Genomic DNA, 15,844 nt, shown 5'->3' with positions numbered 1-15,844 from the left:
GGCTTGGGTGCAGGCCGCGCTGGTACCGTGGTTGGCTGCTATTCGCAGATGTGGCTCATGCCCTGGTTGAGCATGGTGTAGACGTGGTCGTCGGCGAGCGAGTATAGGATATTGCGCCCGTCGCGCCGGAATTTAACCAGGTGCGACTGCTTGAGTGTGCGCAGCTGGTGCGACACCGCGGACTGCGAGGTTTCGGTCGCTTCGGCGATGTCTGCCACGCAGAGCTCGCGGCCCATGAGGGCGTAAAGGATCTTGATGCGCGTGGTGTCGCTGAAGACCTTGAACAGGTCGGCGAGGTCGTAGAGAAGCTCCTCGTCGGGAAGGTCCTCGGGCGAGCAGGTGGTGGGGATCGCGGGTTCGGTGGCCTCGATGTCGGGTTTCGTTTCATCAACGCGGATGCTCATTGCAATATCCTTTCATATGAACATGCGCTCATATAACTTGCTTTCGATTATATGAGTGTATGTTCATATGTCAATACAATTTGCGTTAATTTCGATGACTGCTTGCCGCCTCTGCGATTTTCTGTGGGTTGGGAGACATCGACGCAATGCTCGCCAACATATTTCGAGATGTTCGGCTAGCATGCTAAGAAAGCCACCTTGAGAAGCATTAGAACTGTTCATATTTGTACTTTATCGTGTCAAATACCGCGAGAATCAGTTCTTCCTCTACGGGAGTTCCTGCAGAATCAGTTTTATCTAAAGTTATATTGAGCATTGCTGCAGCCAATCTGGCACATCGGTGGCCGAATAAGTCGAAAAATGTAGGTGGACATCCGCAGAGATCGCCTTTAGAAGAGCGAATTCTCAATTAGATCAATAATCGTGTCGTCTTCCGTGCGGTTTTCATCGATTTTTGCGAACATGTCGCATTCCCAAGCCCCATTGATTTCCTCAGCAAGGGCCCCGACGTGTTGCATGTCGTCGGGTTCGGGCACATCGTTGATGCTCGGGTCATCAGCTTGCGGATATTGGCTTGCAATTTCGCGCTTGGCGGCCTCTTCTTCTTTGAGTGTCTCCAGGACGCGGCGACCGTATTCGAAGTAGCGCCGCAAGACAAATTGACGAAGAGTTTCTTGCAGGATGGCGAAGTTATCCGGGAGTCGACCGGGCCATATCTTCTCGCGAATGCGAATCGCTTCCATGACCCGTTTAAAAGCGGACTGTTTGAAAAACGAATGACGATTAACTGTGATAACGGCATATCCCATGTTTCGCAGCGTGTTTCGGCGCTCCTCGTCAATTGATTGCTGCTCGGGTTCGTCGTGGTAAAAGCCGTTGTATTCGATATCGGTCATCGAATTTTCGAGCAGCGCGTCGAGGTAGAAAACCGTCCGTCGCGTTAGGGCGGCGTATCTTTTGGGGACTGGGATTGGATAATCCGTTTTGATAGCGCGTATGGCTAAGCCACCCATTGACTTGGGCATTGTCAGCATCATGACAAACGCCGTTTCGAGTGGGGAGCGACAGCCTTCGTGTACATAAGAAAGTGCCTTAAGTGCTTTATTAGATCCACGATACCCCGGTGCCTCTGAAAAGAAGGCTCTGAGCTCTTCAACGCTGGTTAGGGCTGGGCGCTCGCGATATTGAGTTTCGTCGGACGTTCCAAGCGCGTAGGAGCCGCAGATTTCAAAGTAATACTCAACGAGCTCCGAAAGGTTGAGGTCGGCTGTTGCTTCTAACGCGCACAGCTTGATATCGACGATGTAGACGTTCGGCTCGAGTTCTAGGTAGCTTTCTGCATCAAACGTATAGTGCGTGCAGTGGCAGATGCAGCCCTTGCGGTGCCTTTTGGCATTATTGGAAAACGTCAGCACATGGATACGTTCAGAATCGACATTCTTTCTGTTGAGCCATGCTCGTGCCGCTTCCAGGTCGGACGTGGTCGGCGCAGACACCCTGATCTTTTCCATAGGTATGGGACCGGTCGCGTAGCTTGCGAGCGAGTTGGCTGTTTGGTATACAGCGCGTGCCGTGGTATGTGACAGAATGATTCCCATACGCGCATGATGGCATAGCGGACGCCGCATACGCCCGAAACTTCGGGCAACGGTATTGGGGCGCGGCTTATCTTCTGCGAACGGTGGGTTTTTGAGCTGTCGTATTGAGGGAGCAGCTTTGGCTGGGGAGGTTTCTGCCGGCTGCCCCTTTTTGATGAACTTTAGTTGCGGATTCGTAGCTTCTAAGCGTTTTTGCCGACCGCTCAGATGCCTCACCAACATAATTTGAGTTATTCGGCCTTATCCTATACAAATAGGTGCGATCGCAACGTCCTATTCGAATTGATTCAGGTAGATTTATGGGGCTTGGTTGCGAAATTAAGGCGATTTTAGCTTCGATTGCGGTTCAAGGGGCCTTGACTAGTGGTTCAGCTGGCCGAACAACTCGAAAAATGTAGGTGGGCCAACCTGCCGACTATGTGAAGCACGCGTATTTGCTCGTTTTGATGAAAACTAGGGTGCAGCATAAGGCTGCGCCCTAGTTTACTGCGTGTCGGTGTGCCCAGACGGATTGCGCTGTGCCTGGCAGGCGCTCCCGCAGATGGATCGGTTATTTCGCGAATAGGTTCTTGAGGTTGAACTCGGCCTGAACCGTGCGGAGCATGAGGTCGGTGTCGTCGAGGCCCAGGTGCTGCTCGTTGGCGTCGGCGGCGAGGGTGCCACGGCGGCGCGCCCAGTTCTCGAGCGCGGCGGGCGCGGACTCGCGGGGGAGCGAGCGGACGTCGGCATCCAGGCTGCGGCAGATCTGGCGCGAGTCGATGACGATGATCTTGCCGGCGCGGCGTGCCTCGGCGTAACCGTCCAGGTGGATCTTGAACCAACTGTCTTCGAACGCGGCGTTATGCGCCATGTACGGGTACTTCTTCATAAGTTTGAGCAGCTGCTTCTGCAGTTCCTTGTTCTCGCGGAATGGTTTTTTGCCGTCGATGTCGTCCCAGGTAATGTGATGGATGTTCGATAGCGGCACATCCTCGCCGCGGTAGATGTCGGGCAGGCCGCAGTAGTGTGCCTCGGCGTCATGCGGGACGGCGTCGCTGGTGAGCTCCATGATCTCCCAGCCCACGTTGATGATATAGCCGCGCTCGGGTGCACGGCCGGTGGTCTCGATGTCGATACCGAGCACGGTGCCCTGGATGGGCTTGCGGGCGTAGGCCACGCCGAGCGCGTCGCGGTCGCCGCGGATTTCGCGCATAACGGACGCGGCGGTGCGCTTTTGCATCTTGCCGATGGCGGCGCAGGTGTCGGCATCGGACAGGCCGCGCGAAAGCGTCGCGGGCGTCACGTTGCGCAGGCGTGCCTCGCCAATCTGGTCGCACAGGTCGCGGTTGCGGTCAGCCAGGTCGCGCACGGTGGCAAAGTCGAAGCTGGGGTCGCCCTCGGCGGTAAAGTACTCGGTTTCGAGCACCTTAAGGGCCTCTTCGCCCTTCTGGCGCTCGGACTCCATGGCGCCGTGATCGCCATAGATAAACATGGGAATAAACGGCTGGCGCTCGTATTCGAGTGCTTGTGAAACGTTCATATAACTGCTCCTTGGACGGGCCGCACCGCGCGGCTCGGGTTCATTGAGATGTGGCGAGATGATAGTTTACCATGGGCAACTATTGGCATCGCGCCTAGGACAACTACAATACCCTAGTTGACCGCTAGGACTTTTACAATGCTGCCGAAAGACATGAAAGGTTCCATCCGTCATGGATTTGCTGATTGATATTCTGCTCGACGCCGGCAAGGACACGCTCTCGCTGGCGCCGTTTTTGTTGGTGACGTATCTTGCTCTCGAGACACTTGAGCACGTTGCGGGCGACCGCGTCAACGGCGCTATCAAGCGCGCCGGCGCTGCGGGTCCCGTGGCTGGCTCGCTGCTGGGCATTGTGCCGCAGTGCGGATTTTCGGCCATGGCAGCAACGCTGTACGCCGGCCGTGTCGTGACGCTGGGCACGCTGGTCGCCGTGTTCCTCTCGACCTCCGATGAGATGCTGCCGCTGTTGCTCGCCGAGCAGGTGCCCGTGCAGACCATGGCGATGCTTTTGGCTTCGAAGGCACTGATCGCGCTGGTCACGGGCTTTATCGTGGACGCGGCTATCCGCGGCCTTCGTCGTAATGCCCGCGCGCATGCGGCGATTCGCCGTACCGTGCTGGGGACCGCTGCCAATCCGGCTCATGTGAACTGCGCGCACGACGACCATACCGGGGGCGACATCATTGATGAAGTGGCCGAGGCGGGCGTGAGCGCCGACCACATCCACGAGTTGTGCGAGCGCGACCATTGCGGTTGCGATGATGATGAAGATGAACACGAGCGCGACCACGGACACAGCCATGACCACGGTCACGCAGGCGAGCATGAGCACCACCACGGCCATGGGCACGACCACGGTCACTCCCACGAAGGTGCGCCCGTCCTGTCGATTATCCGCAGCGCGATCTCGCACACCGTGCAGGTTTCGGTTTTTATTTTCCTGGTGACGCTGATTCTAGTTGCCGTGCTCGAGACCTTCGGAGAGTCCGCGATCGAGCAGTTCCTGCGTGGCAACGAGACGCTCGCCGTCTTGGGCTCGGCACTCGTCGGCCTGATCCCCAACTGCTCGGCCAGCGTGGTCATTACGCAGCTGTACCTGGAGGGCGCGCTACAGCTGGCGCCGATGCTCGCCGGCACGCTCATTTCCGCCGGCGTGGGCTATCTTGTCCTGTTCCGCACCAACCGCAGCGCTCGTGAAAACGCCGTGTTCCTGGTCATGATGTACGTCATCGGCGCCGGCTGGGGCCTTATCCTATCCGCCTTCGGCCTCTAAGTAGGCCTAAAAAATGGGCTTCAAATAGCCATGCTCGGCGCCTGCGCAATGCGGCGACGCATGGCATTTTGAAGCCCGTTTTTTTGTTGAGCCATGGATTCCGAGCGCTCACACCGCTCAAAACAAAAAGGTAGATTTCCGGGCATGTCCCGAAAATCTACCTTGGTTAGCGCAGCAGCTCGGTGAGGTTGCGTTTAAAGCGGGCCCGGTCTTCGCTGGTAAATGCCGCCGGTCCGCGAGTGCGTCCCCCGGCGCGGCGTACCTTCTTTTCCTCGTGGCGAATAAACAACTGCATGTCGATGGTCGCTTTGTCGTAGACGCGCCCGCGCACGCCGATGGCGGCGGCATCGCGCCCGAGCGCCATGCTCGCCAAGCCAATGTCCTGCGTCACGACTACGTCGCCCGCCTGCAGGCGTTCGACAATGGCAAAGTCGGCGCTGTCGGCGCCCACGCTCACATCGAGCGTCGTGACCCAAAAGCCGCGTCGCGCGTGCTCGGCATCGCGCGGGTCGTCGCGGCGAATGTGCCGTTCCAGGTTTTGCGTGCTGTTGCCGGCGATAACAACGGCGACGCCCGCCCGCCGCGCGCAGTCAATCGACTCGCGCGTGACCGGGCAGGCGTCGGCATCAATAAAGAGCGTCCTTGGCATCTAGTGCACCAGTTTGCCAAACTGAATGGCGCGGACAATCAGCGTTACGCCAAACACCAGCAGTGCGGCGCCGCTAAAGATGACGAGCATCTTGGCCGACCACAGCGGATAGATAAACACGAACATGCCGGCGATGATGGAGAGCGCGCCGCTCAGGATGGCGAGGGCACGGTTGGACGAAAGCTCGGACTCCAGAATGGACATGACACCTTCGACGATCCAGCCAAAGCCGGCCACGATAACCACCATCGTGGTGAGCGTTGCGGTCGAGAAGGCCTGGTTGCGCAGGATTATGACGCCGCCCAAGATAATGAGTAGGTTGGAGATGATGCTCGTCACGCGCCAGCCGGTGGGCAGCAGTGGCTCGAAAACAGCGGTAAACAGCCTGATCGCGGCCGTGATCACAAAGTAGAAGCCCAAGACGGTCGTTAGGAAGACGAGGGACTTGGCGGGCGCAAACAGCAGTGCGATGCCGGCGACGAGCGCCAAGACGCCCGTGATGGCGTAAATCCAGCGCACGGCCTTGACGGCCTTGCCTGCCATGCTTTTCTCGTCAAATCCAAACTGGCTCGATTTTTGGTCATCGTTCTTAAAGATGCCCATAATGTCTCCTTTCCGTGCGGCGTAAGCCTTGATCGTTACAACCAGTATCGCCTAAAGGCGCTGGCGTATGGGTCGGGGAGGGCGAAACGTAACCCAAAGGCCCCGAATTGTTTCCGTTGTTCCCCACGTCGCGATTTTCTATTCAACAGGTGTAGAACATTGCAGCCCTGTTCGTTATTGCCTACGTTTTAGGTTAGATTTTCCTAAGAACAATTGCCCGAAATTGGGGGTCCCTATGAACGAAGCAGTTCCCGCAGCGCCGGTAAGCGCTGAGTCGATGGCAAAGCAGGGTTGCGAAAAGCTCGGCTTGGACGCGTTTGATGCGTTGGTTCGCTGCGCCCGCACGTGCCGTCGCTTTGACGAGTCCATGCGCGTGCCGCGTGAGCTTTTGCTTGAGCTGGCGGAGCTGGCGCACCTGACTCCCTGTGGTGCCAATGCTCAGCGTCTTCGTTTTCATGTGGTGGGCGGTTCCGAGGACTGCGCTCGCGTGTTTGACGAGCTTGCATGGGCCGGTGCGCTCAAGGATTGGTCGGGTCCCGATGAGGGCGAGCGCCCGACCGGCTACATCGCGATTCTTGCCGAGCGCGCCGTTCCGGGCAAGCCCGCCGCTCCCATTACCGAGGTCGACACGGGCATTGCCGCGCAGACGATGATGCTCGCCGCCCGCAGCGCCACGCCCGAGGTGGCTGCCTGCATGTTCAAGGCCTTTACGCCCCACGCGATCGATGCCATGGGGCTCGATAACGACAAGTATGAGCTCAAGCTGATCATGGCGTTTGGCGTTCCGGCCGAAACGCAGGTGATCGATGCGATCGATTCCAACCCCGATGGCTCCATCAATTATTGGCGCGACGAGGCACAGGTGCACCACGTACCCAAGCGTTCGCTCGCCGACGTACTGCTGTAGTTGAGCGTCACCGCGGTGTGATCCGGCGGTAAACCACCACAAAGGTACCTGTCCCCTTTGTGGTGGTACGAGGGGAGGGCGTGTGGCAGATCTGTATTTGGTGCGGCATGGGCAGACTGAGCTCAATGTGCAGAACATTTTGCAGGGTGGGCACGATTCGCCGCTTACGGCGCGCGGGCGCGAGCAGGCGCTGGCGACGCGCGCGGCGTTTGAGGCGCGTGGCGTGACCTTTGACCGTGTGTATTCCTCCCCGTTGGGCCGGGCGCGGCGTACGGCTGAGCTAATTGCTGGTGAGGGCCGCTCGATAGAGCTGGTCGATGACCTACGCGAGTGGCATTTGGGCTCGCTGGAGGGCACATCAAATCGCGATATGCCGCCGCAGCCCTGGGGTGATTATCCGGTGGCCTTTGGTGGCGAGTCTGAAGTGCAGCTCCAGTCGCGTATGGTCGCGGTGCTGTCGCGCATCATGGCCAGGCCGCAGCACGACTGCGTGCTGGCAGTCTCCCACGGCTCAGCCTGCCAGGAGTTTCTTGAGTATGTGACTGGCAGGGGAGAGCTACCCGACAACGGTGCCGTGCTTCATTTTGGCTATTGCGACGGGGCGTTTTCGCTCCTTGATTGGTAACGAACGAAAGGACCCCTATGAATAAAGACCTGTATCTGGTTCGTCATGGGCAGACAATATTCAACCTTAAGCGCATTATTCAGGGTTGGAGTGACTCGCCGCTCACGCAGCTGGGATGCGACCAGGCGGCGCGTGCCGGCATGTTCTTGCGTGCGCGCGGCATTGAGCCCGATCATGCCTACACCTCCACACTTCATCGCACCGAGCAGACTATCGCCAACCTGTGGCCGGGCTTGGCGTACGAGCGTCTGGACGGACTGCGCGAGTGGTTCTTTGGCGACTTTGAGGCCGAGCGCGTGATGCTTATGCCCGAGCGCCCGTGGCGCGATTTCTATCGTCAGTTTGGCGGCGAGGGCCAGATGCAGGTGCGCGAGCGCATGGTGGCGACGCTGACCGAGCTTATGCAGCGTCCGGACCATGCGTGCGTGCTCGCGGTAAGTCATGGCTCGGCTATCAAGGAGTTTATGGATCACGTGAAGGGCGCGGCGGCAGACGAGCGCGACCGTGTGCCGGGCAACTGCTCGGTGCTGCACTTTGCGTTTGACGACGAATCCGACACGTTTGAGCTGATTGAGATTTTTACGCAGGAGGATTACGCACGCGAGCTGGGCCTTGAACCGCTTGTGGCTACTGCAGGTCCGCAGCGCGGATAACGCGAGCGTGGCGGCTCGGGTCGCCGGCATAACTTCTCGACGCAAAAGGGGCGGAGATACATGTACCTGCTGCATCTCCGCCCCCTGTTTGTTGAGCTGCCGATTTTTGTGCTGCGTGGTCTGGTCTTGCTAGAACCGCGCGACTTGGTGCGTGAGCAGACCCGTCGGAACCTGCGGCGCGGCGCCGGCGATCTGCGCGGCGGGGAACAGTGCGGCTACAGCAAAGTTGAACGGCTCTTTGCCCGTGTAGGTGCCGGCAGCATGGGCATCGTCGGCCAGGAGCTGTGATGCCTCGACTAGTGCGGCAGCGTAGGCAGGGTCGTCGGCCAGTGCCGGCTCCGGCGCCTGGTCGAGCATGGCACGGATGGCGCCGACGGCGTCCTCGCGCTTGACCTCCCACACGCGGTGCGTAATGCCCGCGGGGTCGGTGACGGCGTAGAGCGAGGCGCCCTCTTTGGCAGCGCCCAGGATGATGTCCATGACGGGCGACGCCTCGTAGGCGAGCGACACGGGGCGCGGCTGAACTTTGAGTTCGGCGATCGCGTGCGCAGCGGCGGCCACGTCGGCGCTGGCATCGCCCTTGCCGCCCGCAAGTACACTCGTCGGGCAGATCGCCACGACACCCGTCACACGTCCCGGCTCGCCCGAGCATTCGTACACGTAATACGCCGCACCCGGGTCCTTGAGCATCAGACCATCGGCAATGGCTCCGCGCAGAGCATCGTTGCCGCTCAGGATGCTGCCCATTGCAGGCAGCGCCTCGAGCACGCGGTCCTGAGCCGGGCGGATGCAGGGAAACGGAAGTGCTTTCATGGGCGGTCCTAACGCACGAGTCGGTTTGTTCGCGGCTTATTATGCCCCAACTTGGCCGCTCGCGTCCCAGAGCACGTTATCGGCGAGCGCGATTAGCACCTGCTGACAACGAACGATATCGGCGTGGGGCACATATTCGTTGGGCTTGTGCGCGAGCGCGAGCGACCCGGGACCGTAGCTCATGCAATTGCGGTTACCTGTCTTGCCGGCAATGACGGCGGTGTCGGTGTAGCCGGTAAAGAAGCCGACGGTCGTGTCCACGTCCGTCACGTCATCGGCGGCACGCATGAGCGCTGCTAGAAGGGGAGAGTTCGGGTCGCGCTCGATGGCGGGGCGGTCGCCCGTCACGGTGTAGCTGCCATGGCAACCGGGAACGGCGGCTTCGGCGACGGCGATGGCCTGCTCTACCATGCGCGTCGCGGCGGCCGTATCGGTCGGCGGGGTCAGACGCATGTCGACCCAGACTTTGGCGCGGTCGGGCACGACATAGGGGCGATATCCGCCCTCGATTTGGCCAAACGTGATGGTCGAAGGCCCCAGCTCATCGTGCGCGGGCAGCGCCATAAACGCGCGACGGAGCGAACACACGACCTCGGCTATGGCGGCGACGGCATCCGCGCCCTTCCAGGGCTGGCTCGCATGCGCCGTCACGCCAGTCATTTCAATTTCGAACCACGTACGCCCCTTGTGCGCTACCTGGATCTGTCCGTCGGTGGGCTCGGTGTCCAGCACCCATTCACGCGAGCCGACCCAGCCGGCATCGATAGCTGCCTCTGAACCACGCATAAAGTCTTCCTCGTCGACCGAGCAGATGAGTGAAAAGCCGCGGTGGGGCAGCTCGCCTTCTGCCGCCACGCGCTCGAGCGTATGGACCAGTGCGGCAATGGCGCAGGCCAGGCCACCCTTCATATCGCAGGCACCACGGCCGTAGAGTTTATCGTTGCGCACGATCGCTCCGAGCGGCGGAATGTCCGCGTCCCAGCCATCGCCCAAGGTGACGGTATCCAAATGGCAGATGTAGACGAGCCGTGGCTCGTCGCTTTGGCCCGGCACGGTGACCATTAGATTGCGGCGTCCGGGGAGTACTTCGTGCTCTGCAATCTGCACGGCATCGAGTACCGGATAGCTCAGCTGCGCCAACCGTTCCTCAACCAACGCTTTGATATAGCGCTCAATCTCGTCCTCATACGCACCCGGGTCTGAACTGTCGATCCGCACGAGCCCTTGCGTAAGCCGCCAAGCAAAATCTGTATCAACCATAGGCACCTCACAGATAGTTAGGTCAACATACAGATTGTATGCCAAGAAGCGGCTCAGTGCATTTAATGGAGCGCTCACAAAAATGGGGGCGCCTCTCGTGCGAAAGGCGCCCCCGCGGGCATTCAATGTCAGCGACGGGCAGGCCACATGGGGAACTGCCCGTCAGGTCAGTCGGCGCTACTTGATCACGCGCACGCGATACATCGACGGAATCTGCTTGAGCGCCTCGATGGTGCTGCTGTCTAGGTGTTCGTCGGTGTCGAACATGGTGTAGGCGTTCTCGCCGGCGGACTCGTTGGTCATACGCTGCACGTTGGCGTTGTCCTTGGCCAGGATGGCCGTGATCTGGCCGATCATGTTGGGCACGTTGGCATGCAGGCAGGCAATGCGGCTTGCAGCGCGCGCCTTGCCCATGCTGCAGGCGGGGTAGTTGACGCTGTGTGCGATGTTGCCGTTCTCCAGGTAATCCTTGAGCTCGCTGATGGCCATGTCGGCGCAGTTGGCCTCGGCCTCGCCGGTGCCGGCGCCCGAGTGCGTGGTGATAAACGTATTGGGCATCTTGACCGTCTTGGGCGTGGCGAAGTCGCAGCTAAACCAGCTGAGCTTGCCCTCGCGCAGGGCGGCGTCGACGGCGTCCTCGTCAATGATGGTTTCGCGCGCGTAGTTGATGAGCACGGCGTCCGGTGCCAGCAGGTTAATCTGTTCGGTGCTGATCATGCCGATGGTGTCGGCCTTGCTGGGCACGTGCACGGTGAGGTAGTCGCAGCCGCGGCAGAGATCCTCGAGTGTGCCCACGCGCTGCACCTCGCGGCTCAGCACCCACGCGTGCTCGACGGAAATGAACGGGTCGTAGCCGTAAACGTCCATGCCCAGATCGACGCAGGCGTTGGCGACCTTGGAGCCCACGTTGCCCAGGCCGATGACACCGATGCGCTTGCCCTTGAGCTCGCGGCCCACAAAGGCCTTCTTGGCCTTTTCGGCATCGACCTGAATCTCGGGGTCGTCGGCGTTGTCACGCACCCAGTTCATTGATTGCACCACGCCGCGGCTCGAGAGCACCAGCATGCCTAGGACGAGCTCCTTAACGGCGTTGCTGTTGGCGCCGGGGGAGTTAAAGACGACGACGCCCTTCTTGGCGTACTCCTCGACGGGGATGTTGTTGACGCCGGCGCCGCAGCGGGCGATGGCGCGGATGCCCTCGGGCAGCTCGTAGCCGTGCAGGTCGGTCGAGCGCATCAGAATGGCGTCGGCCTCTTCGGCGGTGCTCACAAACTCGTAGCCCTCACCAAACTCGACCTTGCCGTCCTTGGTAATGTCATCGATGGTTTTAATCTTGCGCATGGAAAACTCCTTAGCAGGTTTTGATCTATACAGGGTGGTCTGAGATGGCTGATCGGCCCGCGCGTTGCGGGCTAGTTAGATCGCGGGCTCAAACTAAGCTGCGCTTCGAAGTCCTTCATGTACGAGGCCAGTGCCTGCACATCTTCCATGGTTACGGCGTTGTAGACGCTAGCGCGCATGCCGCCCACCAGGCGATGGCCCTTGACGTTTTGAATCTGGTGCTCTGCCGCGCCTGCGACAAAGGCCGCGTCGAGTTCGGCGTCGCCGGTGCGGAAGGTGACGTTGGCGATGGAGCGGCTGTCGGCCTGTGTGGTGCCATGGAACAGCACGCTGTGCTCGAGCAGGTCGTAGAGCAGGTTGGCCTTGGCCCAGTTGCGCTCGGCCATGGCGGCAAGTCCGCCGGTCTGCTCAACCCAACGGAACACCTTGCCGCACACGTAGATGCCAAAGGTGTTGGGCGTGTTGAGCATGGAACCCTTGGCGGCCTGGGTCTTAAGGTCCAGGTACTGCGGCGTCTGCGCAAAGGCGGGGCCATCTGCGATGAGGTCGTCGCGCACGATGGCCACGGTCACGCCCGCGGCGCCGGCGTTTTTCTGCGCTCCGGCGTAAATGAGCCCGTAGCGCTCAACGTCGAGCGGCTGCGACAGGAAGCAGCTCGAGACATCGGCGACCAGCGGCACATCGCCACAACTGGGCAGCTCGTGGTACATGGTGCCAAAGATGGTGTTGTTCTGGCAGATGTAGACGTAGTCGAGCCCGTCGCCTGCGGCCTCGGCGGCAATGCGCGCATTGATGTCGGCCATGTCGGGGATGCGGTCGAAGTTGGTGTCCTCGGAGCTCGCGAGCAACACGGCCTCACCGTACTTGGCGGCTTCTTTGTATGCCTTGTTGGCAAAGTTGCCGGTCACGATGTAGCCGGCGCGGCCGCGGTGCATGAGGTTCATGGGGATGCCCGCAAACTGCAGCGTGGCACCGCCCTGTAAAAACAGGACACGGTAGTTGTCCGGGATGCTCAGCAGACGGCGCAGGGTTGCCTCGGCGTCGTCGATAATCTGCTGGTACATGCTAGATCGATGGCTCATCTCGAGCACGGACATGCCGCAACCGCGGTAGTCCATCATCTCGTCGGCGATCTCGGCGAGCACGCTTGTAGGCAGCGCGGCCGGGCCAGCTGAGAAGTTGTGCACACGTGCCATCTTCTAGTCTCCCTCGTAGTCGTTTGAACGTTCGGGATACTTTAGCACAGTGGAGCGCTAGGCGCGACCGCATCACAGCAAAACCCGAGTGCGCCGCTATGATTTACAGGATGGTTACATGGGGGAGGGGTGCTTTACTCCTCAGGCAAATCCAAATCTGCGAGCGAAGGCATGAGGCTTCCTAGGCGCTTGATCTCTTCGTCGCAAATTAGCTACCTCCTGCCCGCTACGACGCGAGCGTGGCGATGACGGCTTCGTCGCCGGCGTATATTAGGGTGTTGCCGTCGGGGATGATCGTTTGGCCGTCGCGCTTGAGCATCACCACGATAAAGGGGTGCTTGCCCTGCGGCACATCGCGAAGACGCTGGCCGGCCAGGCGACCGTGGGGGGTTACGGTGACCTCGCGCAGCGTAACCTCGGCACGCTCTTCGAACGTTGGGGCGGCCATCACCAGCAGATCGCCTTCCTGGATCACGGTATCGCCGTTGGGCAGCACCGGGTGCGCCCCGTCGCGCAGCACCAGGACCACGAGCATGTCCGTCGCGCTGCCAATATCGGCGAGCGAGCGCTCGGCAAACGGATGGCCAGCACCCACCTTGAGCTTTACAAATGACATGCCGTCTTCGTCGCGATAGTCGTTAAAGGTGCGGCGCACGTCGCCGGTCGCATCGATCATATCGAGCTTCTTCGCCACCGCTGGCAGCAGCGAGCCCTGCACCACAATGCTCGACACGGCAATCACAAACACCAGGTCAAATAGGTCGTGTCCGCCGGGAACGCCGGCCACCACGGCAAAGAGGCTAAACACGACCGAAGCTGCTCCGCGCAGGCCCGCCCAGCTTACGAGCGCGACCTGGCGGGGGTTCGTCTTAAAGGGCGCCAGGAGCACGCCGACGGCGATGGGACGGCTCACGTAGAGCATAAACGCCATGAGCGCCAGGCCCGGCAGCAGCATCTGCGGCAGGCGTGCGGGCGTGACGAGCAGGCCGAGCAAGAAGAAGATCGTCATCTCGGCCATCTCGGTGAGGGTGTCAAAGAAGTGCGCCATCTCGACCTTGCCGGTGATGTCGCTCGCACCCAGCACAATGCCGGCCAGGTATACGGCCAAAAAGCCGTTGCCGCCCAGATAGCTTGGTAGCGCGTAGGCGACGATGGCCACGGCGAACAAAAAGATGGTCTGCGCGTCCTTGGCCGTTGCGTGCGCGCGTTCAATCAGGCGGCCCGCCGCCCAGCCGATGGCAAGGCCCAGGCCCACGCCCAGGATAATCTGCTTGGCCAGCAGTGCGGGAATGTTGATGTCGCCGCCGGCCGCGAGTGTAGCGAGCACAGCGGTGAGCATGTAGGCGACGGGGTCGTTGGAGCCCGATTCGACCTCGAGCAGCGAGTCGGTGCCGCCCCTCAGCGAAAGGCTGTGCTCGCGCAGAACGCTAAAGACGCTGGCCGCGTCGGTGGACGCCACGACCGATCCCAGCAGCAGGCCGCCGATCCAGTCGAAACCCAGCACAAAGTGGGCGAATACGCCGGTGATGCCGGCAGTGATGACGACGCCGAGCGTGCTCAGCAGCACCGCGGGCACGGCGACGGGCTTGGCGCGGTCGATGTTGGTGTTAAAGCCGCCGTAGAACATGATGAACAGCAGCGCCGTGCTGCAGACGGTTTCGGTGAGCGCGTAGTCGCTAAAGTCGATATGCGCCGGGCCGTTGACGCCCAACAGCATGCCGAGCGCGATAAAGATGAGCAGGGTGGGGAAGGGGAGTTTTTTGCCGACGGGTTTGATGGTCAGGCACAAAATGATGACGAGGCCGATAAAGAGAAGGATCTGGTTCATAGATGGTGTCCGCTCCTGAGTGGTTGGCGTGGCACGGTCAGTTGTCTGCGGTTATTTGTACCCAAAGATGGTGGGTTTATGGGGTTGGATTGCGGGCGTGCGCGATATCGTCATAGACGGCTGCCGTCTTTGCCTCTGCTCGGAAACCCTTTCCAGCTTTATTGCAACGGAGTACAATGGGTAACGTTTAAGTTCAACTTGAAGTTTTAGTTGCGGCACCGGGCTTCGGCCGCAATGCAAGGAGAGGCGTACCATGGCGATCTATGTGACATCTGACGCTCACGGGCACGTGCGTGCGCTTGACGAGGCCCTGTCTAAGATCTCGTTGACGTCCGACGACACACTGTACGTGCTGGGCGACATGATCGATCGCGGGCCCGATCCGGTCGGTGTTATTAAGCTCGTGCGCTCGCTGCCCAACGCCCGCGTGCTCAAGGGCAATCACGAGCAGATCATGCTCGATGCCATCATTGGCCAGGATCCGCTCGATGCCGAGACCTGGGATATCAACGGTGGCTGGACGACGCGCGAGCAGCTCAACGACATGGAATTTGAGGCATACGAGGAGCTCGTGCGATGGATGGCCGCGCTGCCGCTCTACGCGGTGGTCGAGACTGCCGAGCGGCCGTACCTGCTGGTGCACGCCGGCATTCAGACCGAGGCGGCGCGTGCGTTTTTGCTTGAGCATGGTGTCGATTGTGCCGATGGCGTCGGAGCGGTGGGTGCTGATCGCGAGCTGCTGCAGCAGATGCTCGCAGTGCAGTCGTCCGATGACCTGCTGTGGATTCGTCACGGCTATTGGGATGTGCCGACCGGGCTGCTTTCTGCCGAGGGCAAGGGTCCGGTCGTGGTGAGCGGTCACACGCCAACGGTGTCGCTCGGGCGTTATTGCGAGGTCGGTGGTCTTGCGGGGCTCGATGAGGAGTCGGGCCGCGGGCAGATCGTGCGCCTGGGCGGCGAGGATGCCGCCGGTGTGCCCGATCGCATCGACATCGACTGCGCTGCCGCCACCGGCTCCGAGTTCGGTCGCGTGGGCATCCTGCGCCTGGACGACGGGGCGGAGTTCTACGCGAACATCAACCCGGGCGAATAATCGGTGCAAGGGGTAGCTAATTTGGGACGGGGCTTTTTTGACTACTTTTGCCCTTCTGCCCGCTAATTGATTTCTCTGGGAC

General features: G+C 60.5%; 15 protein-coding genes. 5 read left to right on the top strand and 10 right to left on the bottom strand.

Going from position 1 to position 15,844, the window contains the following annotated elements; all coding sequences use genetic code 11:
• Window positions 1–38: 38 nt before the first annotated feature.
• From AAAX31_RS07230 to AAAX31_RS07220, 3 genes are all read right to left on the bottom strand, one after another.
• Window positions 39–404, bottom strand: coding sequence for a metalloregulator ArsR/SmtB family transcription factor (locus tag AAAX31_RS07230; RefSeq protein WP_055285819.1), 366 nt, complete (start codon window positions 402–404; stop codon window positions 39–41).
• Window positions 405–793: 389 nt separating this feature from the next.
• Window positions 794–1,900 carry a hypothetical protein gene (locus tag AAAX31_RS07225; protein WP_117770190.1) on the bottom strand — a complete coding sequence of 369 codons (1,107 nt, stop codon included), beginning with the start codon at window positions 1,898–1,900 and terminating at the stop codon, window positions 794–796.
• Between the two features lie 652 nt (window positions 1,901–2,552).
• Window positions 2,553–3,521 (bottom strand): hypothetical protein, encoded by a 969-nt coding sequence (locus AAAX31_RS07220; RefSeq protein WP_006235437.1) that lies wholly within the window; start codon window positions 3,519–3,521, stop codon window positions 2,553–2,555.
• Between the two features lie 172 nt (window positions 3,522–3,693).
• Between AAAX31_RS07220 and AAAX31_RS07215 the strand changes: the two genes are divergently transcribed.
• Complete coding sequence (locus tag AAAX31_RS07215; RefSeq protein WP_195361775.1) at window positions 3,694–4,794, top strand: putative manganese transporter; 1,101 nt, start codon at window positions 3,694–3,696, stop codon at window positions 4,792–4,794.
• 166 nt (window positions 4,795–4,960) lie between these two features.
• On the opposite strand, the gene AAAX31_RS07210 is transcribed toward AAAX31_RS07215, so the two are convergent.
• Entirely contained in the window at window positions 4,961–5,443 is a 483-nt protein-coding gene (locus AAAX31_RS07210; RefSeq protein WP_349076692.1) for a DUF188 domain-containing protein, read from the bottom strand.
• Window positions 5,444–6,046, bottom strand: a complete 603-nt coding sequence (locus tag AAAX31_RS07205; RefSeq protein WP_035137275.1) for a DUF308 domain-containing protein — start codon at window positions 6,044–6,046, stop codon at window positions 5,444–5,446.
• A 235-nt stretch (window positions 6,047–6,281) separates the two neighbouring features.
• Between AAAX31_RS07205 and AAAX31_RS07200 the strand changes: the two genes are divergently transcribed.
• The 3 genes from AAAX31_RS07200 (at window position 6,282) to AAAX31_RS07190 (ending at window position 8,231) form a co-directional block, all read left to right on the top strand.
• On the top strand, window positions 6,282–6,953 hold the full coding sequence (locus tag AAAX31_RS07200; protein ID WP_349076689.1) for a nitroreductase family protein: 672 nt from the start codon (window positions 6,282–6,284) through the stop codon (window positions 6,951–6,953).
• Window positions 6,954–7,035: 82 nt separating this feature from the next.
• Window positions 7,036–7,578, top strand: a complete 543-nt coding sequence (locus AAAX31_RS07195; protein WP_349076687.1) for a histidine phosphatase family protein — start codon at window positions 7,036–7,038, stop codon at window positions 7,576–7,578.
• A gap of 17 nt (window positions 7,579–7,595) precedes the next feature.
• The gene (locus tag AAAX31_RS07190; protein WP_117770196.1) at window positions 7,596–8,231 is read left to right on the top strand and encodes a histidine phosphatase family protein; all 636 of its coding nucleotides are present in this window, start codon (window positions 7,596–7,598) and stop codon (window positions 8,229–8,231) included.
• A 129-nt stretch (window positions 8,232–8,360) separates the two neighbouring features.
• Here AAAX31_RS07190 and AAAX31_RS07185 read toward each other — a convergent pair whose 3' ends face one another.
• The 5 genes from AAAX31_RS07185 to AAAX31_RS07165 form a co-directional block, all read right to left on the bottom strand.
• The gene (locus AAAX31_RS07185; RefSeq protein ID WP_117770197.1) at window positions 8,361–9,044 is read right to left on the bottom strand and encodes a DUF1015 family protein; all 684 of its coding nucleotides are present in this window, start codon (window positions 9,042–9,044) and stop codon (window positions 8,361–8,363) included.
• Between the two features lie 39 nt (window positions 9,045–9,083).
• Window positions 9,084–10,304 (bottom strand): M20 family metallopeptidase, encoded by a 1,221-nt coding sequence (locus AAAX31_RS07180; protein ID WP_117770198.1) that lies wholly within the window; start codon window positions 10,302–10,304, stop codon window positions 9,084–9,086.
• 177 nt (window positions 10,305–10,481) lie between these two features.
• Window positions 10,482–11,645: a phosphoglycerate dehydrogenase gene (locus tag AAAX31_RS07175; protein WP_006235446.1), complete on the bottom strand. Its 1,164-nt coding sequence runs from the start codon at window positions 11,643–11,645 to the stop codon at window positions 10,482–10,484.
• Between the two features lie 71 nt (window positions 11,646–11,716).
• Window positions 11,717–12,841, bottom strand: coding sequence for a 3-phosphoserine/phosphohydroxythreonine transaminase (gene serC, locus AAAX31_RS07170; protein WP_117770199.1), 1,125 nt, complete (start codon window positions 12,839–12,841; stop codon window positions 11,717–11,719).
• Between the two features lie 226 nt (window positions 12,842–13,067).
• Window positions 13,068–14,669 (bottom strand): potassium/proton antiporter, encoded by a 1,602-nt coding sequence (locus AAAX31_RS07165; RefSeq protein WP_349076685.1) that lies wholly within the window; start codon window positions 14,667–14,669, stop codon window positions 13,068–13,070.
• 253 nt (window positions 14,670–14,922) lie between these two features.
• On the opposite strand from AAAX31_RS07165, the gene AAAX31_RS07160 reads away from it, so the two are divergent.
• A complete protein-coding gene (locus tag AAAX31_RS07160) occupies window positions 14,923–15,762 on the top strand; it encodes a metallophosphoesterase family protein (protein ID WP_349076683.1) in 840 nt (279 codons plus the stop codon).
• Window positions 15,763–15,844 lie beyond the last annotated feature (82 nt).

Origin of the sequence: Collinsella sp. CLA-ER-H5 (assembly GCF_040092375.1) — a bacterium.
GTDB lineage: Bacteria > Actinomycetota > Coriobacteriia > Coriobacteriales > Coriobacteriaceae > Collinsella.
The sequence above is the reverse complement of the archived record's forward strand: the minus strand, read 5'-3'. Positions and strand labels throughout refer to the sequence as shown.